We start from the raw sequence: 20872 nt of genomic DNA, 5'->3' as shown, positions 1-20872 counted from the left end.
CACAGCCTCTCAGTTTGGCTTTTCAAATGGCTTGTCGAAGGTGATTTTCGGGTCTTTCCACGGGCCTTCGACCTTGTACTGGACACTGGCGAAGCGTGAAACACGGTCACCGATCAACTTGTCGATCAGGAACAACGCGCCACCAATGGCCGGCGCACCGACGATCAACGCCGCGATCGGCAGGTTGTTGGTCACCGGCAGCGTTACCAGCAGCTTGGCGTCGACACGGTCAGCCACCAGGTCCAGGGTGCCGTTGAGTTCGAGGTTGCTCGACGGCCCCGTCATGGTGATAGGCTCCCGGGTCACGAACACGCCATTGCTGGCGGCCAGCAGGCCTTTGACCCGGTCATAGCTCAAGCCCTTGCCGAGCAGGTCGGAGAAGTCCAGACGCAATCGCCGCCCGATGGAGTTGAAGTTCAGCAGGCCGAATACCCGCAGGGCCTGGGCTCCGCCTTCCACTTCGACGAACTGGCCGTTGCGGAACGCCGCATCCAGGCTGCCGGAGAAACGCTTGGGCCCTACATAAGCCGGAGAACCAGGCCAACGCCCGTCCACATCCAGATGGAAATCCTGGCTGGTGACGGTCGGCGCATACCCCCAGCCCTTGAGCACATCGCCAATATTCTTGCCATCCAGGCGGCCCTTGTACCAGCTGCTGCTGTCTCCCGCCGCGCCCTCCCAGCCACCCGCACCCTTGAGCTGCATACCCTTGAGGCCCAGATCCAGGTTGTTGAAGGCCAGGCCCTTGGCGGTCGGGCGGATTTTCAGCGACCAGGCGCCGATCAGGTCCGGGCCCTGGAACAATTGGTCAATGGCGATATCCAGCGCCGGAATATCCTTGGGGTCGATGTTCGCCAAGGGGTCCGGCGCGTTTTCATCCGCCTGTACCGTCGGGTCCATCGCCGGCAGCCTCACGTACTGCAGGTTGATCGCAATCGGCGCGCCCTTGGCGTCCGGCAGGTTGACCGAGCCCTTGGCCTGCTGGCTGTCGAGCTGCACGCCCCACGCCGCAGGCTTGCGGTCCAGTTGCAAATTGACTTGATCGAACTGCGTGCCGAAACCGGTCAGCTTGCCGATCTTGAAGTCAGCGCCGCTGAGCAATTGCTTGGCACTGCCGCCCGGGTCATTGCCCGCATAACGATCCACCAGTTTCTTCCACGGGTCGATATCCAGCTCCGACAGCACCCCACGAATGCGCAAGCCCTTGGCGCCCGGCAGCACAGCATCGCCATCACCGAGGAACAGCTCGCCGCGCCCGTCATTGAATTTGTCCGGCGGTGCAGCAAAGGTAAAGTTGGCCAGCTCGCCATAATCGAACCAATAGCGGCGCTCGGCGCCCTGCAAGGTCATGCGGAACACACTGTCACGCCCCTGGCTGGCCGGCATGCCGAACGGCGCCGGCAGGTCAACGGCCACGCCCTTGAGGTTGGAACTGACCATCAGTTGGCTGTCGGCGCCATCCAGGGTCACCTGCAACTGGTACGGAATATCGCCGGATACCGGTAACGGCTGGCTGATTTTCAACCAGTCCGTCAGCCGCTTGACCGTAACCTGACCCTTGGCATTCACACGGGTGCTGATATTGCCGGGCTTGCCGTCGGCAACGATCTGCGCGGTGATCGGCCGATCAAACGCCTGGGCGGTGATGTTCTGGCCACTCAGGCCCTTGGCGCTGTCGAAACGGAACTCGCCCTTGAGCTGGGTCAGGTCCAGGGGCGGCTCGGCCAATTGCAGGCGCGCCTTGTCGGTCTTGAAGTCCACCACGATTTTCGGTTCGGCGCCCTTGGCCAACGGAATATCCAGGTCAAGGCCGCCTTGCAGGTCGCCCTCGCCCTTCCAGCCAGAAAAGGTCGACGCAGTGCCGATCGGCGCTTCCTGAAGGATTTTCAGGCCGTCGCCCAAGCCACCGGCAAAACCGCCCGTAAGCAGCAGATGACTGTCCTTGCCCGCAGGTGCATGGGGAATATTGACGTAGATGTCCTTGACCTTGGTATCGAGCAACTGGCCCTTGCTGGCCAGGATGCGCACACCGCTCTCCTCGACAAACACTTCGCCGTTGACCTTGCTCACATGAGGCCAGCCCGGCTGGAACGCCAGCTCGGCATCATGCACCTTGAAGAACAGGCTGATATTGCGTGAAGCCGGCAGCGCATCGTGGTTCAACGAACCCTGATACTGGAAGAAGCCTTGATCCACCGCGCCCTTGAGAATCGCGGTACGCAGCCATTCATCCAGGGCGGGGCTCAACACCGCCGGCAGGTATTTGGGGGTGAAGCGCCCGTCGCCATCGACCATACCGACCCGCAGGTCCATGTAGTCTTCCTGGTTGTGGTCGAAATGCAGACGGATCAGGAAGTCGGCGGCGATCTTGCCCTCCTCGCCCAGCACCTTGATGTAAGGGGCGATCAGGGTGAAGCCTTCTTTGTCCAGCTTCCACGTCAGGCGTGCATTGGCCTGGATGTACTGCCAGGGCTTGGCGAAGATCGGGTCGAGGTGCAGGGAAAAGTCCTTGCTGTCCATGCGCAACTCGCCCTGGCCCAGGTCGCCGCTGATACTGCCGGAAACGTTACGCGCAGCCGGTGCGCCAAAATAGGCATCGAAGCCGATACGCTCGAGGTTGGCGGCGAAGCTGACTTTTTTATCGGTCGTGTCTTGAGGACGGAAATCCACCAGCACATTGCGCAGCAGGCCAGTGGCCTTGAGGTGCTCGACCGTCTTGGCAAAACCTTCCGGCAGCGGCGCCAGCGCATTGAGCAATGGTGTGATAGGCGTCAGGTCCAGGCGGTCGGCCTGGAGCTTCCAGACTTCCAGGTCCTTGTCGGTGGCCAGGGTCTGCTGCAACTGCAGGCGTGATTCCCAGCGGGTCTCGCCCAGATTCATCGCCAGTGAGTCGAACAGCACGCTGAGGCCGGTGTCACTGCGTTGCAGGTAGGCCGTAAGCGCGAGGTTTTCGATATGCACCGGCTTGCGCTCGGCGTAGTGGCCCTTCACCTGTGGCGAGTTGAGGCGCACTACTGCGCTTTGCACAGTGCCTTTGGCCCAGGTCAGCCAGAACTCACCGCCCGCCTTGAACTGCGTGAGCTTCCACTGTTGAGTCAGTTTTGCGGGGATCCACTTGGCCCAATCACTCTGGGGCAGGCTCAGATAAGCCTGGACTTCCCCGTCCTTCCACTGGCTGGCGCGAATGCGGGTGCGCAGGCTCATGGCGAGGGGCTGGCCGTCAGGCAGGGTCAGGCGTGCATCCAGGCGTTGGCGGGTGACGCCGGTGTGCAGGCTCAGGCCGACATACGTCAGGGTCACCGGCGCCTGGTCGAACGGTTGCAGCGTCACTTGGCTGTCGAGCAGCGACACGCGCTTGACCTTCTGCATCTGCGTGAGCAACTGCTCCGGGTCCAGCGGCTGGTCGTCCTGCACCGGCAGGCCTTGCAAGGCCCACTTGCCGTCCTTGTCTTCCTTGACGCTGAGTTGCAGGCCACTGACTTGCAGGTGGGCAATGCGCACTTCGCGGGCCATCAGACTGGCCCAGACATCAGGCACCACTTCGACCTGGTCCAGGCGCAAGGCACTGCTGCCCTCGCCAACCATCACATCATGGGCCAGCAATACCGGCGCAAAGCCGCTCCAGCGGCCTTCGAGGCTGCCGATATGCAAAGGCATGTCCACGGCTGCCTGGGCCTTGGCTTCGACTTCGGCGCGGTACTCGGCCACCAACGGAGTCAATTCACGCCCCAGGCTCACGTACACCGCCGCCAGCACCAGCAACAAGGCACAGAGGCCCAGCCCCCAACGGGTCAAAGCGGCAAAAAAGCGTATCAGACGCTCCATGTCAGGCGACCCTCAAGGCAGTAGTCGAACGGCAGATCAAGGCCTGCCTGTCTCATAAAAGGAAAGCGAATGGGGATCAGAGCAGCACCACGTCGTATTGTTCCTGGGAATACATGGTTTCAACCTGGAAGCGTATCGTGCGCCCGATAAAGCCTTCCAGTTCGGCAACGTTGCCAGACTCTTCGTCCAGCAGCCGGTCGACCACTTTCTGGTTGGCGAGCACTCTATAACCTTCGGCCTGGTAGGCACGCGCCTCGCGCAGGATTTCGCGGAAAATCTCGTAGCAAACCGTTTCCGGGGTCTTCAACTTACCGCGCCCCTGGCAACTGCTGCACGGCTCGCACAGCACTTGCTCAAGGCTTTCGCGGGTGCGTTTGCGGGTCATCTGCACCAGGCCCAACTCGGTAATGCCGATGATGTTGGTCTTGGCGTGATCACGCTCCAGCTGTTTCTCGAGGGTCCGCAGCACCTGGCGCTGGTGCTCTTCGTCTTCCATGTCGATGAAGTCGATGATGATGATGCCACCCAGGTTGCGCAGGCGCAGTTGGCGAGCAATCGCGGTCGCCGCTTCGAGGTTGGTCTTGAAGATGGTTTCTTCGAGGTTGCGATGGCCCACGAACGCGCCGGTGTTGACGTCGATGGTGGTCATGGCTTCCGCCGGGTCCACCACCAGGTAGCCGCCGGACTTGAGCGGCACCTTGCGTTCCAGGGCTTTCTGGATTTCATCTTCGACGCCATACAGGTCGAAGATCGGCCGCTCGCCGGGGTAGTGTTCCAGGCGGTCGGCAATTTCCGGCATCAGTTCGGCAACAAATTGTGTGGTGCGCTGGAAGGTTTCCCGCGAGTCGATGCGAATTTTCTCAATCTTCGGGCTGACCAGGTCGCGCAGTGTGCGCAAGGCAAGGCCCAGGTCTTCATAGATGACGCTGGGCGCACCGATGGTCTTGATCTGGGCACCGATCTGATCCCACAGACGCCGCAGATAGCGGATGTCCATGAGGATTTCATCGGCGCCGGCGCCTTCAGCGGCGGTGCGCAGGATAAACCCGCCTGCTTCCTTGATGCCTTCGGCGGCCACACAGTCGCTGACCACCTTCTTGAGGCGCTCGCGCTCGGCTTCGTCTTCGATCTTCAAGGAAATGCCGACATGCGCGGTCCGCGGCATGTACACCAGGTAACGCGATGGTATCGATAGCTGAGTGGTCAGGCGCGCGCCCTTGGAACCGATGGGGTCCTTGGTGACTTGCACCACCAGGCTCTGCCCTTCATGCACCAGCGCGCTGATGCTTTCCACAGCAGGGCCTTCACGCAGGGAAATTTCCGAAGCATGGATAAATGCCGCACGATCCAGACCGATATCGACGAATGCCGCTTGCATCCCCGGCAATACGCGCACCACCTTGCCTTTGTAGATATTGCCGACGATCCCGCGCTTCTGGGTGCGCTCAACGTGCACTTCTTGCAGAACACCGTTCTCTACCACCGCCACGCGCGATTCCATCGGCGTGATATTGATCAGAATCTCTTCACTCATGGCTGGGTCTCGTTCAGGCGTTTTCACAATAGTGACCAATCGCTTAAGGCTGGGCGCTGGGGAACGGCGATCAGCGCGCGGTAAGATTTTGCCAACAGGGTATGCCGAATTGATGGAGCAGTTGTGCGGTTTCGCACACCGGCAGGCCGACTACCGCCGAATAACTGCCATTGAGCCCGGCCACAAACACCGAGCCCAGGCCTTGGATAGCATAGCCGCCCGCCTTGTCCTGGGGTTCGCCACTGTGCCAGTAGGTTGTAGCCTCCTCGACAGAAATGTCGCGAAAACGTACACGACTACTTACACAAACAATCTCGCAGCGCTGGCCGTCGGTGAGGGCAATGGCGGTGAGTACCTCGTGCTCACGCCCCGCCAGGGCCATCAACATCGCCAAGGCGTCGGCCTGGTCAACGGGCTTACCGAGGATCTGACCATCAACGATCACAGCCGTATCAGCCCCCAGCACACAGGCGCCAGACGTATTTGGGAGCACAGCAAAACCCGCCGCTGCCTTGCCGCGCGCCAGGCGCTCGACGTAGGAAACGGCGGATTCATTTGTAAGAGGGGTTTCATCAATAGCGGCGCTGACCACGGTGAAGGGCACACCGATCTGGGTCAACAGTTCACGCCGCCTCGGAGAGCCCGAGGCCAGGTAAAGCGAATTCATTGCAGACTCTCCCTGTAGGGCTCGATAACCAGGCAGAGCCTCGCAATCCATTCAATTGATTTTATAGCGACGACGCAACCCACGCAGACCAAAGCTGATCCATGGCCACAGCAACGCACTGACCAGGGCCGGCAGCACCAGCGCGAGGGTCGGTTGACGGTTGCCGGTCAACGCGCTGAGCCACAGCTGAACCAACTGCGCCAGGCCGAAGATCACCAGGATCACCAGGCACTGTTGCCACATCGGGAACATGCGCAAACGTTGCTGCAACGACAGCACCAGGAAAGTGATCAACGTCAGGATCAACGCGTTCTGGCCCAGCAAGGTGCCATAGAGCACATCTTCCGCCAGGCCCAGGAACATCGCCGTGACCATGCCGACTTTGTGCGGCAGGTTCAGCGCCCAGAAGGCCAACAGCAGCGCCAGCCAGAGCGGGCGAAGGATTTCCATGAACTGCGGCAGCGGCGAAACGCTGAGCAACAAACCGATGGCAAAGGTCAGCCAGACGATCCAACCGTTACGCGAATGAGTACCGGCCATTATTCTTCCCTCTGCCGCGTGGTGGTCGCAGCGGCCGCTGGAGGCTTGGCTGCAGGCGTGGCGGCCGGTGGCTTGGTCGCCGCCGGTTGGGCCGGGCGAGCGTTGTGGGCGGCCGGCTTGACCGGTGTGGCCACGGGCGCGGCCGGGGTAGCGGCGGGTGCGGGCGGCCCTACGAATGCAGGCTTGGGCACCGTTGCAGGAACGATCGGCGCTGTACCGTTGCGCTTGTCTTCCGCCTCCTGGGCCTGGGCGGCGTCGTTGGCACGCTCTTCCGGGGTGCGGTTATCGCTGAATACCAGCAGCAGATAGCGGCTGCGGTTCAGGGCGGCGGTCGGCACGGCACGTACAATAGCGAACGGCTGGCCGGAATCGTGGATCACTTCCTTGACCGTCGCCACCGGGTAACCCGCCGGGAAACGCTGGCCCAGGCCGGAGCTGACCAACAGGTCGCCTTCCTTGATATCCGCCGTGTCGGCGACGTGGCGCAGTTCCAGGCGTTCCGGGTTGCCGGTGCCGCTGGCAATCGCGCGCAGGCCGTTGCGGTTTACCTGCACCGGGATGCTGTGGGTGGTGTCCGTCAGCAACAACACCCGTGAGGTGTAGGGCATCAGCTCGACCACCTGGCCCATCAGGCCACGGGCGTCGAGCACCGGCTGGCCGAGGACCACACCGTCGCGCTCACCCTTGTTGATGATGATGCGATGGGTGAAGGGGTTGGGGTCCATGCCGATCAACTCGGCCACTTCGACCTTTTCATTGACCAATGCGGAAGAATTGAGCAACTCGCGCAGCCGAACGTTCTGCTCAGTCAGGGCCGCAAGCTTCTGCATGCGCCCCTGCAACAGCAGGTTTTCGGTCTTGAGTTTTTCGTTCTCGGCGACCAGCTCGGTGCGGCTGCCGAACTGGCTGGCCACGCCCTGGAACAGACGTTGCGGCAGATCGGTGATCCAGTAGGTCTGCATCAACACCAGCGACATCTGGCTTCGCACGGGCTTGAGCAGTGCAAAGCGGGCATCGACCACCATCAGCGCGACCGAAAGCACGACCAGCACCAACAGGCGCACGCCCAATGAGGGGCCTTTGGCGAAAAGCGGTTTAATAAGCCGCTCCTCCCAGGCAAATGTTCTCTTTATTCATACGGCATCTAACCGGCCTGGATGCAGATTGAAGAAGATAAACGCCAACAGGCAGCACTGCAAAGTGCTGCCTGCGGGCGAAACATGGGCTCACCAGCAAAGGCTTATTCGCTGGAAAGCAGGTCCATGGTGTGTTTATCCATCATTTCCAGTGCACGACCACCGCCACGGGCAACGCAGGTCAGCGGGTCTTCGGCGACGATCACCGGCAGGCCAGTCTCTTGGGCCAGCAGCTTGTCGAGGTCGCGCAGCAAAGCGCCACCACCGGTCAGCACCAGGCCACGCTCGGCGATGTCGGAAGCCAGTTCCGGCGGCGATTGCTCCAGGGCGCTCTTCACGGCCTGAACGATGGTGGCCAGGGACTCTTGCAGAGCTTCCAGCACTTCATTGGAGTTCAGGGTGAAGGCACGTGGCACGCCTTCGGCCAGGTTGCGACCGCGCACATCGACTTCGCGCACTTCGCCGCCCGGGTAGGCGGTGCCGATTTCCTGCTTGATGCGCTCGGCGGTGGATTCACCGATCAGGCTGCCGTAGTTACGGCGTACATAAGTGATGATCGCTTCGTCGAAGCGGTCGCCGCCGACGCGGACGGATTCGGCATACACCACACCGTTCAGGGAAATCAGGGCGATTTCAGTGGTACCACCACCGATGTCCACCACCATCGAACCGCGCGCTTCTTCAACCGGCAGGCCGGCACCGATCGCAGCCGCCATTGGCTCTTCGATCAGGAACACTTCACGAGCACCGGCACCGAGGGCCGATTCACGGATGGCGCGACGCTCAACCTGGGTGGATTTGCATGGAACACAGATCAGCACACGAGGGCTGGGCTGCAGGAAACTGTTTTCGTGAACCTTGTTGATGAAGTACTGCAGCATCTTCTCGCAGACACTGAAGTCGGCGATCACGCCGTCTTTCATCGGACGAATGGCAGCAATATTGCCTGGTGTACGGCCGAGCATGCGCTTGGCCTCGGTGCCGACGGCAACGACACTTTTCTGATTACCATGGGTCCGAATGGCCACAACCGATGGCTCATTCAGGACGATACCGCGCTCGCGCACGTAAATAAGGGTGTTGGCAGTGCCCAGGTCAATGGAAAGATCGCTGGAAAACATGCCACGCAGTTTCTTGAACATGGGAAAGGGACCCTAGGCAACGCGTGGGTAAAAAAGTGCGGCAAACTCTAACAACGACAGGGATTTTGGGCAAGGCGCCAATGTGCTAAATTGGCCGACTTTCTGTGCACCTAACCCCACAATCGCGGCCGTAAGACCGTAGAAATGCGGTAGTGTTCCGACAATCTAACACACGGACAGCCTCCGTTCTGTTTTCCACTGGAGATTCCCATGACGCTTGAACGCTCCGACGTGGAAAAAATCGCTCATTTGGCCTGCCTGGGCCTCAATGAAGGCGATCTTCCACAGACCACCGCCGCCCTGAACAGCATTCTCGGGCTGGTCGACCAAATGCAAGCCGTGAATACCGACGGCATCGAGCCCCTGGCTCACCCGCTGGAAGCCAGCCAGCGCCTGCGCGCAGACGTCGTGACCGAGAGTAATAATCGCGAGGCCTACCAGTCCATCGCGCCAGCGGTCGAAAACGGCCTGTACCTGGTTCCGAAAGTCATCGACTAAAGGGAAAGAGCCTGCAATGCATCACATGACTCTGGCCGAGATCGCGCGCGGTCTCGCCGACAAAAAGTTTTCTTCCGAAGAGCTGACCAAGACCCTGCTGGCGCGTATCGCCGAGCACGATCCGAAGGTCAACAGCTTCATCAGCCTCACCGAAGAGCTGGCCTTGAGCCAGGCCAAGGCCGCCGACGCACGTCGCGCCAACGGTGAAAATGGCCCGCTGCTGGGCGCGCCTATCGCCCACAAGGACCTGTTCTGCACCCAGGGCATTCGCACCAGCTGCGGCTCGAAGATGCTCGACAACTTTAAAGCCCCCTACGACGCCACCGTGGTGTCCAAGCTGGCCGCAGCCGGGGCCGTGACCCTGGGCAAGACCAACATGGACGAATTCGCCATGGGTTCGGCCAACGAGTCGAGCTACTACGGCGCGGTGAAAAACCCGTGGAACCTGGAGCACGTGCCCGGCGGTTCGTCCGGTGGCTCGGCTGCCGCCGTTGCCGCGCGCTTCCTGCCGGCCGCCACGGCCACCGATACCGGTGGTTCGATCCGCCAGCCTGCCGCGTTCACCAACCTCACCGGCCTGAAGCCGACCTACGGTCGCGTTTCCCGCTGGGGCATGATCGCCTATGCGTCTAGCCTCGATCAGGGCGGCCCCCTGGCCCGCACCGCTGAAGACTGCGCTATTTTGTTACAAGGTATGGCCGGTTTTGATAAACAGGACTCCACCAGCATCGATGAGCCGGTGCCGGACTACAGCGCCAGCCTGAACGCCTCGCTCAAGGGCCTGCGCATCGGCGTGCCGAAGGAATACTTCAGCGCCGGCCTCGACCCGCGTATCGCTGAGCTGGTGCACAACAGCGTCAAGGAGCTGGAAAAGCTCGGCGCCGTGATCAAGGAAATCAGCCTGCCAAACAACCAGCACGCGATCCCTGCGTACTACGTGATCGCGCCGGCAGAGGCCTCTTCGAACCTGTCGCGTTTCGACGGCGTGCGTTTCGGCTATCGCTGCGAAAACCCGAAAGACCTCACCGACCTGTACAAACGCTCCCGTGGCGAAGGCTTCGGCGCCGAAGTGCAGCGCCGCATCATGGTCGGCGCCTACGCCCTGTCGGCCGGTTACTACGACGCGTACTACCTGAAGGCGCAGAAAATCCGCCGCCTGGTGAAAAACGATTTCATGGCCGCCTTTGAACAGGTCGACGTGATTCTCGGCCCAACCACGCCGAACCCGGCCTGGAAACTCGGCGCCAAGAACGGCGACCCGGTGGCTGCGTATCTCGAAGACCTGTACACCATCACCGCCAACCTCGCGGGCCTGCCGGGCTTGTCCATGCCCGCTGGCTTCGTCGATGGCCTGCCGGTCGGCGTGCAATTGCTTGCCCCGTATTTCCAGGAAGGCCGCCTGCTCAATGTGGCGCACCAGTACCAGTTGAACACTGACTGGCACACTCGCACCCCTACCGGCTTCTGAGGAGAACACTATGCAATGGGAAGTCGTGATCGGGCTGGAGATTCATACCCAGCTCGCCACCCAATCGAAGATTTTCTCCGGTAGCGCCACCACGTTCGGCTCCGAGCCCAACACCCAGGCCAGCCTGGTCGACCTGGGCATGCCCGGCGTATTGCCGGTGCTGAACCAGGAAGCGGTGCGCATGGCGGTGATGTTCGGCCTGGCGATTGACGCCGAGATCGGCCAGCACAACGTGTTCGCGCGCAAGAACTACTTCTACCCGGACCTGCCCAAGGGCTACCAGATCAGCCAGATGGAATTGCCGATCGTCGGTAAGGGCCACCTGGACATCCCGCTGGAAGACGGCACCATCAAGCGCGTCGGCGTGACCCGTGCGCACCTGGAAGAAGACGCCGGCAAGAGCCTGCACGAAGAATTCCCGGGCGCGACCGGTATCGACCTGAACCGTGCCGGCACGCCGCTGCTGGAGATCGTCTCCGAGCCGGACATGCGCAGCGCCAAGGAAGCCGTGGCCTACGTCAAGACCATTCACGCGCTGGTGCGCTACCTGGGCATCTGCGACGGCAACATGGCCGAAGGCTCGCTGCGTTGCGACTGCAACGTGTCGATCCGTCCAAAGGGCCAGGCTGAGTTTGGCACTCGCTGCGAGATCAAGAACGTCAACTCGTTCCGCTTCATCGAGAAAGCGATCAACAGCGAAGTGCGTCGCCAGATCGAGCTGATCGAAGACGGCGGCAAGGTCATCCAGCAAACCCGCCTGTACGACCCGAACAAAGACGAAACCCGCGCCATGCGCAGCAAAGAGGAAGCCAACGACTACCGTTACTTCCCCGATCCGGACCTGTTGCCGGTGGTGCTGGAGGACTCGTTCCTCAACGAGATCCGCGCCACCCTGCCGGAACTGCCGCAGCAAAAACGCGAGCGCTTCCAGGAACAGTTCGGCCTGTCGGTCTACGATGCCAGCGTCCTGGCGTCCAGCCGCGAGCAAGCCAACTACTTCGAAAAAGTCGTGAGCATTGCCGGTGACGCCAAGCTGGCGGCCAACTGGGTGATGGTTGAGCTGGGCAGCCTGTTGAACAAGCAGGGCCTGGAAATCGACGAGGCCCCGGTCAGCGCCGAGCAACTGGGCGGCATGCTGCTGCGCATCAAGGACAACACCATCTCCGGCAAAATCGCCAAGACCGTGTTCGAAGCCATGGCCGGCGGCGAAGGCAGTGCCGACGAGATCATCGAGAAGCGCGGCCTCAAGCAAGTCACCGACAGCGGCGCGATCTCGGCTGTGCTGGATGAAATGCTCGCGGCCAACGCCGAGCAGGTCGAACAATACCGTGCGGCAGACGAAGCCAAGCGCGGCAAGATGTTCGGCTTCTTTGTGGGCCAGGCGATGAAAGCCTCCAAAGGCAAGGCCAACCCGCAACAGGTGAACGAACTGCTGAAAAGCAAGCTCGAAGGCTGATAGCGATGAAGGGGCCGAGTCAGGTTTCATGCTCGGCTCGGACCAGTGTGGGAGGGGGCTTGCCCCCGATTGCAGAGTGTCAGCTGACGAATGTCTGGCTGATGCGCCGCTATCGGGGGCAAGCCCCCTCCCACATAAATTCATTCTACCTTTGACATGGGGAAACCTTGAATGAAGCGTCTACTCGGCCTCCTGGCCCTGTTCTCCCTGTTGGCCGGCTGCGCCAGCGGCCTCATCGACCCCAACGGCTACGACGAAACCGGCACCGCTTCCTATTACGGCGCCAAACACCACGGCAACAAAACCGCCAGCGGTGAACCCTTCAACCAGAACGCCATGACCGCTGCCCACCGGCGCCTGCCCTTCGGCACCCAGGTCAAGGTCACCAATCTCGACAACGACAGATCCGTGGTTGTCCGCATCAATGATCGCGGCCCGCATACCCGTGGGCGCTTGATCGATCTTTCACGCAAGGCTGCCGAACAGCTGGGTATGATCAGCAGCGGTACGGCGCGGGTTCGCGTGCAAGCCCTGAGCAATTGAAGACGGAGCCCTGGCCATTTTCGGATTAACCGCCCTCTCGCCCTGGAGCCTGCTGGAATTGGTCAGCGGCCTGGTGCTGCTGATCCTCGGTGCCGAAATCCTGGTGCGCGCCGCCGTGCGCCTGGCCGCGAGCCTCAAAGTGCGGCCACTGATCATCGGCCTGACCATCGTCGCCTTCGGCAGCAGCGCGCCGCAGATGACTGTCAGCCTGCAAGCCACCCTGGCCGGCAATACCGATATCGCCGTGGGCAGCGTGATCGGCAGCAGCATCTTCAACATCCTGGTGACCCTGGGCCTGTCGGCGTTGATTGTTCCGCTGCGGGTCTCACGCCAATTGGTGCGCCTGGACATCCCCGTGATGATCCTGGCCGGGCTGCTGGTGTTCACCCTGGCGGCCAACGAAGAACTCACGCCCAGCGACGGCCTGATGCTGCTCGTTGCCCTGCTCGCTTACCTCGGCGTATTGCACTACCAGACGCGCCACTCCCGCCGCCCGCGCACGCTGGATACGGTGGCCAGCGCGCCCTGGCTGAGCAGCGTGCTGTTGATGCTCGGCGGTTTTCTGGTGCTGGTACTGGCCGGGCATTTGCTGTTGGGCGCGGCGGTGGACGTGGCGAGCGACCTGGGCCTGTCGGAGCGTGTGATCGGCCTGACCCTGATCGGTGTCGGCACCTCGCTGCCCTGCCTGGCCACGTCACTGATCGCCGCCCTGCGCGGCGAACGTGACATTGCCGTGGGCAACGTGATCGGCAGCAACCTGTTCAACCTGCTCGGTGTATTGGGCCTGACCGCCCTGCTCGCGCCATCACCGCTGTCGGTATCACCCAACGCCCTGGATTTCGACCTGCCGGTGATGCTCGGCGTGGTGGTGCTGTGCCTGCCGGTGTTCTACACCGGTTACCGCGTGACCCGCGCCGAAGGCCTGGTGCTGCTGGGCCTGTACCTGGCGTACGGGCTGCATGTGATGGCGTTCACCACGGGCATGCCCCTGGCCAACAAGCTTGAACAACTGATGCTGTATTACGTCCTGCCAGTGCTGGTGGCTTTTCTGTTGTTCAGCACGCTGCGAGCCTGGCGCCGCCAACACAAGAGGGAACCGCAATGACCGATCAGAAGAAGCCCGGGGTGGAAATGCGTCGTCAGGTCATGGGCGATGCGTTCGTCGACCGCGCCCTGGGCAATGCCACCGAGTTCAGCCAGCCACTGCAGGATTTCGTCAACGAACATGCCTGGGGCAGCGTGTGGAACCGCGAAGGATTGCCGCTGAAGACCCGCAGCCTGATCACCCTCGCCGCCCTGACCGCGCTCAAGTGCCCACAGGAACTGAAGGGCCACGTGCGCGGCGCACTGAACAACGGTTGCACCGTGGAGGAAATCCGCGAAGCACTGCTGCATTGCGCGGTGTATGCCGGTGTGCCGGCAGCGATTGATGCGTTCCGTGCCGCCCAGGAAGTGATCGACGCCTACCAGGCCCCGCAGGGTTAGATCCAACCACCCGCCTGCAACACAAAGATCCCGATATTCGTGGTCACCGCCGCCATCAAGGTGGTGATCACGATAATCGCCGCCGCCAGTTCATGGTTGCCCTCGGCCGCCCTGGCCATCACGAAGCTCGCCGCGGCCGTCGGTGCGCCGAAGTACAGGAACAGAATCCCCAACTCCGGCCCGCGAAAGCCCAGCAGCCACGCGCCCAGGGTGGCGATCACCGGTAGCCAGACCATCTTCATCAGGCTCGCGCTCAGCGCCATGTTGCCGCTCTTGCGCAGTGCCGCCAGCGACAAGGTGCCGCCGATGCAGATCAACGCCAGCGGCAAAGTGGTGTCCGCCAGGTACTGCATGGACTTTTCCAGCCAGCCGGGCAGGCCGATCTGGAAATAGGCGAACGGCGCCGCCGCGATCACACTGATGATCAACGGGTTGGCCAGCACGCTCTTGCAGATGCTCCATGGGTCGGACTTGATCACCGGGCTGTACACCGCCAGCACGATGGTCGACAGCGTGTTGTAGAACAGGATCACCAGCGCCGCGAGGATCGCGCCGAGGGAGATGCCGTAGTCGCCGTACATGCTGGCGGCCAGCGCCAGGCCGATTACACCGTTATTACCGCGAAACGCCCCCTGGGTGTAGATGCCCCGGTCTTCGCGCGGGCAACGGAAGATCGCCCAACCCCAGGCCAGGGCAAAGCTGAGCAAGGTGGCAACGGCAAAATAGATCAGCAAGCCCGGCTTGAGCGCCGCGTGCAGGTCGGCATGCAGGATGCCGAGGAACAGCAACGCCGGCATGGTGACGTTGAACACCAGGGACGAGGCCGTGTGGATAAAGTTGTCGTTGATCCAGTGGATGCGCTTGAGCAACACACCCAGGAACAGCATGGCAAACACCGGCGCGGTGATGGTGAGGGTGGAGAGAAAAATTGCCAGCATGCCGGGGAGAACCTTGGTGAGCGTCGTTAGGTGGCTAATGATAAGCCAGTGTAGGCCGCTTCGTCTGGTCTACCGCTATCGGGGGCAAGCCCCCTCCCACCTCTGACGGTGCTCACCGTTCAAAATGTGGGAGGGGGCTTGCCCCCGATGCAGGCGACTCGGTCTCAGGTAATAGGCGCCGGGTTGAACAAGGTGATGTCGTTGTGCAGCTTGTGGTGTTCCGCCCACGTCTGCTTCTTGCCGCTGGCCACATCCAGATAGAAGTGGAACAACTCCCATCCCAGCTCCTCGATGGTCGCACGCCCGGTGGCAATGCGCCCGGCGTCGATATCGATCAGGTCCGGCCAGCGCTGCGCCAGCTCCGTGCGCGTCGACACCTTCACCACCGGCGCCATCGCCAGGCCGTAAGGCGTGCCACGCCCGGTGGTGAACACATGCAGGTTCATCCCCGCCGCCAGTTGCAAGGTGCCACACACAAAGTCACTGGCCGGCGTCGCGCAAAAGATCAGGCCTTTGCTCTTGAAGCGTTCACCCGGGCCAAGCACACCGTTGATCGCACTGCTACCGGACTTGACGATGGAGCCCAGGGACTTCTCGACGATATTCGACAACCCGCCCTTCTTGTTACCCGGCGTGGTGTTGGCACTGCGATCCGCCTCGCCCTTGGCCAGGTAACGGTCGTACCAATCCATTTCCCTGACCAGCTCCTGGGCAACTTCTTTGCTTTCAGCGCGAGACGTCAGCAAGTAGATGGCATCGCGGACTTCGGTCACTTCAGAAAACATCACCGTCGCCCCCGCCCGCAGCAACAAGTCCGAGGCATAGCCCAGCGCCGGGTTGGCGGTGATGCCGGAGAATGCATCACTGCCGCCGCACTGCATGCCCAGGATCAACTCGGACGCCGGCACGGTTTCGCGGCGGCGCTGGTCGAGTTTCTTCAAGCGCGTCTCGGCCAGCTCCATGATCTGCTCGATCATTTCGGTAAAACCGTGGCTGGAGTCCTGCAGGCGATACAGCCAGGGCTCACTCAGGTCGACCGAGCTGTCGTTGTCGTGCATCACCTGCCCGGCCTGCAATTTCTCGCAGCCCAGGCTGATCACCAGGGCTTCACCGCCGAGGTTGGGGTTGCGCGCCAGGTTGCGCACGGTGCGGATCGGGATGTAGGCATCCGTCGCGGTGATCGCCACGCCGCAGCCATAGCTGTGGGTCAGCGCCACCACGTCATCCACATGCGGGTACTTGGGCAGCAATTCATCCTTGATGCGCTTGACCGCATGGTCCAGCACGCCCGTGACGCACTGCACCGTGGTGGTGATCCCAAGGATATTGCGCGTACCCACGGTGCCATCGGCGTTGCGATAACCCTCGAAGGTAAAGCCCTCCAGCGGCGCCTGGGTTTCAGGCACCTCGGTGGACAGCGGCAAGCTGTCCAGTGGTGGCGCGGTGGGCATGCGCAGTTGATCCTCCTGCACCCAGCTGCCGCGTGGAATCGGCGCCAGGGCGTAACCGATGGTCTGGCCGTAACGAATGATCTGGCCACCTTCAGGGATGTCTTCCAGGGTCACCTTGTGGCTCTGGGGGATGAAATCCACGGTCACCAGGCCGTCCGGGAACTCGGTCCCGGCCGGAACGCCCTGGTCATTGACCACGATCACTACGTTGTCGCGCTCGTGCAAACGAATCGAGCGCGGCGAGTCGGCATGTTCAATCAACTGCATTACATCGCCCCTCAGGAATGCGCTTCGGTTAGGTTGGTCAACTCAGGCCCCTTGCTTGGCGGCTCTTTGAGTACTACGCGCTTGATCGGGCCGACGATAACCAGGTAGCTGAACACTGCCACCAGGGCGTTGGCACCCACGAACACCAAGGCCCACTTGAACGAGCCGGTGGTGCTGATGATGTAGCCGATGACGATTGGCGTGGTGATCGACGCCAGGTTACCGAAGGTGTTGAACAAGCCGCCACTGAGGCCGGCGATTTGTTTCGGCGAGGTGTCGGACACCACCGCCCAACCCAGTGCGCCAACGCCCTTGCCGAAGAAGGCCAGGGCCATGAAGCCAACCACCATCCATTCGATATCCACGTAGTTGCAGGCCACGATGCTGCTGGAGATCAGCAGGCCACCGATGATCGGCGCCTTGCGCGCGAAAGTCAGGGAATGGCCCTTGCGCAAGAGGTAGTCGGAAATCACCCCGCCGAGCACGCCACCGATAAACCCGCAGATCGCCGGCAACGAGGCGATGAAACCGGCCTTGAGGATGGTCATGCCACGGTCCTGCACCAGGTACACCGGGAACCAGGTGAGGAAGAAATAGGTGATGCCGTTGATGCAGTACTGGCCCAGGTACACGCCGAGCATCATGCGGTTGGTCAGCAACTGGCGGATGTAATCCCACTTCGGCCCATCGGTTTTCTTACCCTTGCCTTTGTCCTGGTCCATATCGACCATGGCGCCGTTGGCCGCGATGTGGTTGAACTCAGCTTCGTTGATCATCGGGTGCTGGCGCGGGCTGTGGATAACTTTCAGCCAGATCAGCGAGAAAATGATGCCGATCACGCCCATCACGATAAACACATGCTGCCAGCCGAAGCTGTAGACGATCCAACCCATCAGCGGCGCAAACAGCACGGTGGCAAAGTATTGCGCCGAGTTGAAGATCGCCGACGCCGTACCGCGCTCAGCAGTCGGGAACCAGGCGGCCACAATACGAGCGTTGCCGGGGAAGGACGGCGCCTCAGCCAGGCCCACCATGAAACGCAGCATGAACAGCGCAACCACGGCGGTGGAGACCCCAAATTCACCAACATAGCCTTGCAGCACAGTGAACAGGGACCAGGTGAAGATGCTCAAGGCATAGACTTTTTTCGAGCCGAACCGGTCCAGTAGCCAGCCACCGGGAATTTGCCCGGCCACGTAGGCCCAACCGAATGCGGAGAAGATATAACCGAGGGTGACCGCGTCGATGCCGAGGTCTTTTTGCAGGCTGGAGCCCGCGATGGCGATGGTGGCCCGGTCGGCGTAGTTGATCGTGGTCACCAGGAACAGCATGAGCAGGATCAAATAGCGGACGTGGGTCGGCTTGGTCGCTTGCATGTAGAAGTACTCCCACTAATTATTTTTTTTGCGGGTAATGGTTTTCTGTTTTTAATGTGGGAGCCGGCAGGCATCCGGCTCCCACAAAGTGATGCGTGTTACGAACCGATGTAACTGGTCTTCACCACGGTGTAGAACTCTTGCGCATAGCGACCTTGCTCACGCGAACCATAGGATGAGCCCTTACGGCCACCGAAAGGAACGTGGTAATCCACGCCGGCAGTCGGCAGGTTGACCATCACCATTCCGGCCTGGGAGTGGCGCTTGAAGTGGTTGGCGTATTTGAGCGAGGTAGTGGCAATGCCCGCCGACAGCCCGAACTCGGTGTCGTTGGCCATGGCCAGCGCCGCTTCGTAGTCCGCCACGCGTACCACGTTGGCCACCGGGCCGAAGATCTCTTCACGGCTGATACGCATCGCAGCTTCGCTGTCGGCAAACAGCGTCGGTGCCAGGTAGTAGCCTTCGGTGTCGCAGGTCACCAGGCCGCCACCGCTGACCAGCCGCGCACCTTCGCTCTGGCCGATGTCGATGTACTTGAGGTCCTGGTCCAACTGAGCCTGGGAAACCACCGGGCCAATGTCCGTGCCGCTCTTGAGTGCATGGCCGACCTTGATCGACTTCATGCGCTCGGCCATGGCCGCGACGAACTGGTCGTGGATGCCAGCGGTGACGATCAAGCGGCTGGAAGCGGTGCAACGCTGGCCGGTGGAGTAGAACGCGCTCTGTACCGACAGCTCGACGGCCTGCTTGAGGTCGGCGTCGTCGAGGATGATCTGCGGGTTCTTGCCGCCCATTTCCAACTGCACTTTGGCCTGGCGCGAGACGCAGCTGACGGCAATCTGGCGTCCAACACCCACAGAACCGGTGAAACTGATGCCATCGACCTTCGGGCTGTTGACCAGCACATCGCCGACCACACGACCGCTGCCCATCACCAGGTTGAATACACCGGCGGGGAAACCGGCGCGGGAAATGATTTCCGCCAGGGCCCAGGCACAGCCCGGCACCAACTCGGCTGGCTTGATCACCACGCAGTTACCGTAGGCCAGGGCCGGGGCGATCTTCCAGGCGGGGATAGCGATCGGGAAGTTCCACGGCGTGATCAGCCCAACCACACCCAGGGCTTCACGGGTGACTTCAACGTTGACGCCCGGGCGTACCGACGGCACGTAGTCGCCGGACAGACGCAGGCATTCGCCGGCGAAGAACTTGAAGATGTTACCGGCGCGGGTCACTTCGCCGATGGCTTCGGGCAGGGTCTTGCCTTCTTCACGGGCCAGCAGGGTGCCGAGTTCTTCACGGCGAGCGAGGATTTCGCTGCCGACTTTATCCAGGGCGTCATGACGCGCCTGGATGCCGGACGTCGACCAGGCCGGAAATGCAGCACGGGCAGCATCGATGGCAGCGTTGACCTGGGCAACATCAGCCTTGGCATATTCGCCAATGACATCGGACAACTCCGACGGATTGAGGTTGACGCAATAGTCGGCACCGGCCACCCACTGGCCATTGATGTAGTTATCGAAACGTTGGGCTTGGGACACAAATCTTCTCCTGACGCAAAAGGCCGCTGATTGCTCAGCGGCCTTGTAGATAGGTTATTGCGCGCCTTGCTTGTCGATCAGCGCGGCCAGGGCTTCGTATTCTTCCGGCAGCAGGTCGGTCAGCGGCGTGCGCACCGGGCCTGCGTCGTAGCCGGCGATTTTTGCACCTGCCTTGACGATGCTTACCGCGTAACCGGCCTTGCGGTTACGGATATCCAGGTACGGCAGGAAGAAGTCGTCGATGATCCTGGCGACGGTGGCGTGATCGTCCTTGGCAATCGCGTGGTAGAAATCCATCGCGGTTTTCGGGATGAAGTTGAACACCGCCGAGGAGTACACCGGCACGCCCAGGGCCTTGTAGGCAGCGGCGTAAACCTCTGCCGTCGGCAGGCCGCCGAGGTAGCTGAAACGGTCACCCAGGCGACGGCGGATCGACACCATCAATTCGATATCGCCCAGGCCATCCTTGTAGCCGATCAGGTTCGGGCAGCGCTCGGCCAGGCGTTCCAGCAGCGGCGCAGTCAGGCGGCAGACGTTGCGGTTATAGACCACCACGCCGATTTTGACCGACTTGCACACCGCTTCTACGTGGGCGGCAACGCCGTCCTGGCTGGCTTCGGTGAGGTAGTGCGGCAGCAGCAGCAGGCCTTTTGCGCCGAGGCGTTCGGCTTCCTGGGCGTACTCGATGGCCTGGCGGGTCGAACCGCCGACACCGGCGAGGATCGGCACGCTGGTAGCGCAAGTATCAACGGCGGTTTTCACCACCTGGGAATATTCGCTGGCGGCGAGGGAGAAAAACTCACCGGTGCCGCCGGCAGCGAACAAGGCAGTGGCGCCGTAAGGGGCGAGCCATTCCAGGCGCTTGATGTAGCCCGCCTGGTGGAAGTCACCCTGGGCATTGAAATCGGTCACCGGAAAAGACAGCAGACCGTGGGAGAGGATGGACTTCAGTTCTTGTGGATTCATTATTCGAACACCCTGGGCGAAGACTTTCTATCGAAA

General features: G+C 61.6%; 17 protein-coding genes. 6 read left to right on the top strand and 11 right to left on the bottom strand.

Annotation, left to right across the window (positions count from 1 at the left end; translation table 11 throughout):
- Positions 1 to 9: 9 nt before the first annotated feature.
- From M2497_RS05315 to mreB, 6 genes are all read right to left on the bottom strand, one after another.
- Positions 10 to 3825: a YhdP family protein gene (locus M2497_RS05315; RefSeq protein WP_248486175.1), complete on the bottom strand. Its 3816-nt coding sequence runs from the start codon at positions 3823 to 3825 to the stop codon at positions 10 to 12.
- Between the two features lie 76 nt (positions 3826 to 3901).
- Complete coding sequence (rng, locus tag M2497_RS05310; protein ID WP_010213134.1) at positions 3902 to 5359, bottom strand: ribonuclease G; 1458 nt, start codon at positions 5357 to 5359, stop codon at positions 3902 to 3904.
- A gap of 70 nt (positions 5360 to 5429) precedes the next feature.
- Positions 5430 to 6026 carry a Maf family protein gene (locus M2497_RS05305; RefSeq protein ID WP_058423005.1) on the bottom strand — a complete coding sequence of 199 codons (597 nt, stop codon included), beginning with the start codon at positions 6024 to 6026 and terminating at the stop codon, positions 5430 to 5432.
- Positions 6027 to 6077: 51 nt separating this feature from the next.
- Positions 6078 to 6566: a rod shape-determining protein MreD gene (mreD, locus tag M2497_RS05300; protein ID WP_058423006.1), complete on the bottom strand. Its 489-nt coding sequence runs from the start codon at positions 6564 to 6566 to the stop codon at positions 6078 to 6080.
- Positions 6566 to 7666 (bottom strand): rod shape-determining protein MreC, encoded by a 1101-nt coding sequence (gene mreC / locus M2497_RS05295; RefSeq protein ID WP_282579053.1) that lies wholly within the window; start codon positions 7664 to 7666, stop codon positions 6566 to 6568. The genes mreD and mreC overlap by 1 nt, the downstream gene beginning before the upstream one ends.
- A gap of 140 nt (positions 7667 to 7806) precedes the next feature.
- Positions 7807 to 8844 (bottom strand): rod shape-determining protein MreB, encoded by a 1038-nt coding sequence (gene mreB, locus M2497_RS05290; RefSeq protein WP_002555108.1) that lies wholly within the window; start codon positions 8842 to 8844, stop codon positions 7807 to 7809.
- Between the two features lie 210 nt (positions 8845 to 9054).
- Between mreB and gatC the strand changes: the two genes are divergently transcribed.
- From gatC to M2497_RS05260, 6 genes are all read left to right on the top strand, one after another.
- Positions 9055 to 9342 carry an Asp-tRNA(Asn)/Glu-tRNA(Gln) amidotransferase subunit GatC gene (gatC, locus tag M2497_RS05285; RefSeq protein ID WP_071494149.1) on the top strand — a complete coding sequence of 96 codons (288 nt, stop codon included), beginning with the start codon at positions 9055 to 9057 and terminating at the stop codon, positions 9340 to 9342.
- Between the two features lie 16 nt (positions 9343 to 9358).
- Positions 9359 to 10810, top strand: coding sequence for an Asp-tRNA(Asn)/Glu-tRNA(Gln) amidotransferase subunit GatA (gene gatA / locus M2497_RS05280; RefSeq protein WP_248486171.1), 1452 nt, complete (start codon positions 9359 to 9361; stop codon positions 10808 to 10810).
- Positions 10811 to 10820: 10 nt separating this feature from the next.
- Positions 10821 to 12266 (top strand): Asp-tRNA(Asn)/Glu-tRNA(Gln) amidotransferase subunit GatB, encoded by a 1446-nt coding sequence (gene gatB / locus M2497_RS05275; protein WP_248486169.1) that lies wholly within the window; start codon positions 10821 to 10823, stop codon positions 12264 to 12266.
- Between the two features lie 171 nt (positions 12267 to 12437).
- Positions 12438 to 12809 carry a septal ring lytic transglycosylase RlpA family protein gene (locus M2497_RS05270; protein WP_248486167.1) on the top strand — a complete coding sequence of 124 codons (372 nt, stop codon included), beginning with the start codon at positions 12438 to 12440 and terminating at the stop codon, positions 12807 to 12809.
- 58 nt (positions 12810 to 12867) lie between these two features.
- Entirely contained in the window at positions 12868 to 13914 is a 1047-nt protein-coding gene (locus M2497_RS05265; protein WP_248486165.1) for a calcium/sodium antiporter, read from the top strand.
- Entirely contained in the window at positions 13911 to 14294 is a 384-nt protein-coding gene (locus M2497_RS05260) for a carboxymuconolactone decarboxylase family protein (RefSeq protein ID WP_248486163.1), read from the top strand. The genes M2497_RS05265 and M2497_RS05260 overlap by 4 nt, the downstream gene beginning before the upstream one ends.
- On the opposite strand, the gene M2497_RS05255 is transcribed toward M2497_RS05260, so the two are convergent.
- The 5 genes from M2497_RS05255 to kdgD form a co-directional block, all read right to left on the bottom strand.
- Complete coding sequence (locus tag M2497_RS05255; protein WP_248486160.1) at positions 14291 to 15232, bottom strand: AEC family transporter; 942 nt, start codon at positions 15230 to 15232, stop codon at positions 14291 to 14293. The genes M2497_RS05260 and M2497_RS05255 overlap by 4 nt on opposite strands.
- Before the next feature lie 164 nt (positions 15233 to 15396).
- Positions 15397 to 16950 carry a galactarate dehydratase gene (garD, locus tag M2497_RS05250; protein WP_248486158.1) on the bottom strand — a complete coding sequence of 518 codons (1554 nt, stop codon included), beginning with the start codon at positions 16948 to 16950 and terminating at the stop codon, positions 15397 to 15399.
- Positions 16951 to 16961: 11 nt separating this feature from the next.
- Positions 16962 to 18326, bottom strand: coding sequence for an MFS transporter (locus M2497_RS05245; protein ID WP_248486156.1), 1365 nt, complete (start codon positions 18324 to 18326; stop codon positions 16962 to 16964).
- 98 nt (positions 18327 to 18424) lie between these two features.
- A complete protein-coding gene (locus M2497_RS05240) occupies positions 18425 to 19870 on the bottom strand; it encodes an aldehyde dehydrogenase family protein (RefSeq protein ID WP_049710003.1) in 1446 nt (481 codons plus the stop codon).
- A 54-nt stretch (positions 19871 to 19924) separates the two neighbouring features.
- Entirely contained in the window at positions 19925 to 20836 is a 912-nt protein-coding gene (gene kdgD / locus M2497_RS05235; RefSeq protein ID WP_092240718.1) for a 5-dehydro-4-deoxyglucarate dehydratase, read from the bottom strand.
- Between the last annotated feature and the right edge of the window lie 36 nt (positions 20837 to 20872).

Source organism: Pseudomonas sp. CYM-20-01 (genome assembly GCF_023169845.1).
In the GTDB taxonomy this organism is placed as follows: domain Bacteria; phylum Pseudomonadota; class Gammaproteobacteria; order Pseudomonadales; family Pseudomonadaceae; genus Aquipseudomonas; species Aquipseudomonas azotoformans.
Note: the sequence above shows the minus strand (reverse complement) of the source record. Positions and strands in the feature narration are given on the sequence as shown.

What these genes read in the sequence shown, in the direction of transcription:
- M2497_RS05315 (WP_248486175.1), bottom strand. Translation starts at nt 3,825, where the DNA reads ATGGAGCGTCTGATACGCTTTTTTGCCGCTTTGACCCGTTGGGGGCTG.
- rng (WP_010213134.1), bottom strand. Translation starts at nt 5,359, where the DNA reads ATGAGTGAAGAGATTCTGATCAATATCACGCCGATGGAATCGCGCGTG.
- M2497_RS05305 (WP_058423005.1), bottom strand. Translation starts at nt 6,026, where the DNA reads ATGAATTCGCTTTACCTGGCCTCGGGCTCTCCGAGGCGGCGTGAACTG.
- mreD (WP_058423006.1), bottom strand. Translation starts at nt 6,566, where the DNA reads ATGGCCGGTACTCATTCGCGTAACGGTTGGATCGTCTGGCTGACCTTT.
- mreB (WP_002555108.1), bottom strand. Translation starts at nt 8,844, where the DNA reads ATGTTCAAGAAACTGCGTGGCATGTTTTCCAGCGATCTTTCCATTGAC.
- gatC (WP_071494149.1), top strand. Translation starts at nt 9,055, where the DNA reads ATGACGCTTGAACGCTCCGACGTGGAAAAAATCGCTCATTTGGCCTGC.
- gatA (WP_248486171.1), top strand. Translation starts at nt 9,359, where the DNA reads ATGCATCACATGACTCTGGCCGAGATCGCGCGCGGTCTCGCCGACAAA.
- gatB (WP_248486169.1), top strand. Translation starts at nt 10,821, where the DNA reads ATGCAATGGGAAGTCGTGATCGGGCTGGAGATTCATACCCAGCTCGCC.
- M2497_RS05270 (WP_248486167.1), top strand. Translation starts at nt 12,438, where the DNA reads ATGAAGCGTCTACTCGGCCTCCTGGCCCTGTTCTCCCTGTTGGCCGGC.
- M2497_RS05260 (WP_248486163.1), top strand. Translation starts at nt 13,911, where the DNA reads ATGACCGATCAGAAGAAGCCCGGGGTGGAAATGCGTCGTCAGGTCATG.
- M2497_RS05255 (WP_248486160.1), bottom strand. Translation starts at nt 15,232, where the DNA reads ATGCTGGCAATTTTTCTCTCCACCCTCACCATCACCGCGCCGGTGTTT.
- garD (WP_248486158.1), bottom strand. Translation starts at nt 16,950, where the DNA reads ATGCAGTTGATTGAACATGCCGACTCGCCGCGCTCGATTCGTTTGCAC.
- M2497_RS05245 (WP_248486156.1), bottom strand. Translation starts at nt 18,326, where the DNA reads ATGCAAGCGACCAAGCCGACCCACGTCCGCTATTTGATCCTGCTCATG.
- kdgD (WP_092240718.1), bottom strand. Translation starts at nt 20,836, where the DNA reads ATGAATCCACAAGAACTGAAGTCCATCCTCTCCCACGGTCTGCTGTCT.